Genomic DNA, 1,513 nt, shown 5'->3' on the forward strand with positions numbered 1-1,513 from the left:
ACCTATCGGTGAAACTGGAGATTTTCTATCCGAATGCTTCGCCCGTACTTTTTCAGCAAGCCCTATTTAGAGATTTTCTGCCAGTTAATCTGGCTCTCCCCTACTTGTGGTCATAAGAAAAAGTTATGAAAAAGTCAGAGATCCAAATTTTCCTAGCTCACGCTAGTGAGGACAAACCAGCAGTTTTGGCACTGCATGAGCGCCTTAAGCAAGCGGGATATAAACCTTGGTTGGATAAAAAAGACCTGATTCCGGGCCAAAACTGGCGTTCAGTCATCCCCAAGGCGATCGCAGATAGTCAACTGTTTATCGCTTGTCTCTCCCAACGCTCGATTGCTAAACAAGGATTCGTGCAGCGGGAATTTAAAATGGCCCTCAATCAATATGCTGACAGACCGCCGAATTCAATCTACCTCATTCCGCTGAGATTGGATGAATGCGATATCCCCGACCTGCGACAGGAGGAGTATGGCTTGAACCTGCGAGACCTCCACTGGCTTGATTATTGGGAAGAAGACGGATTTGAGCAACTAGAAAGAGCAATTACCTATCAATTCAAGCTTGAACCAGAAGAGCCAAAAAAACCCGTAATCGTCACTCCACCGTTATCAGTATTTAACTTTGAGATCGTGCGAGTAAATGCGAAGGGTGAGCAAATTAGAAAAGAGTCGAAACAGTCCCAATATTTCAGCGAAGATTTGGGCAACGGCATCACCTTAGAAATGGTCGCCATACCGGGGGGAACATTCACGATGGGAACGGAAGACGAGGAAATCGAAAGACTGGTGAAAAAATTTGCTTGGGAAGGATTTAGAGCGGAAAGACCTCAACATCGAGTAACCGTTTCTTCTTTCTACATGGGACGTTATCCCATCACCCAAGCTCAGTGGAAAGCGATCGCCGCAACCGCTAAAATAGACATCGACCTAGAGACAAACCCTTCTAACTTCAAAGGGGATGAGCTACCCGTAGAAAGTGTCAACTGGTATCAAGCAACGGAATTTTGTAAACGACTATCAAGAGAAACAAAACGGGAGTATCGACTACCGAGTGAAGCGGAATGGGAATACGCTTGTCGTGCTGGAACCACCACCCCATTCTACTTTGGGGAAACCATTACGGGGGAATTGGCCAACTACGATGCCAGTAATACCTACGCAGAAGAAGCGAAGGGAGAATATCGAGAAGAAACGACTCCCGTGGGACAATTTCCCCCCAATGCCTTCGGACTGTACGATATGCACGGCAATGTCTGGGAATGGTGCGCCGATACTTGGCATGATAATTATGATGGTGCGCCGACGGATGGCAGTGTCTGGACAGAAAATGGGAATAATAATCGTTCTCCTATGCGGGGCGGTTCTTGGTACCTCAATCCGGTTTTCTGCCGTTCCGCTTACTTCTACGCCTCCCGCCGCGACAGCGACTACTACTTCAGCGGTTTTCGGGTGGTGTGCGGTGCTGGGAGGACTTTGTAGCAGAAAAGCATTTAACTTAGTGTCAACAGACTGGC

General features: G+C 47.5%; 1 protein-coding gene. It reads left to right on the forward strand.

Translation table 11 applies throughout. The features are described 5' to 3' along the window. Window positions 1-125: 125 nt before the first annotated feature. Complete coding sequence (locus PX636_RS18985; protein ID WP_288118304.1) at window positions 126-1,478, forward strand: SUMF1/EgtB/PvdO family nonheme iron enzyme; 1,353 nt, start codon at window positions 126-128, stop codon at window positions 1,476-1,478. The last annotated feature ends 35 nt before the right edge of the window (window positions 1,479-1,513 follow it).

It is taken from the genome of Microcystis sp. M53598_WE2, from assembly GCF_030067735.1.
GTDB lineage: Bacteria > Cyanobacteriota > Cyanobacteriia > Cyanobacteriales > Microcystaceae > Microcystis > Microcystis aeruginosa.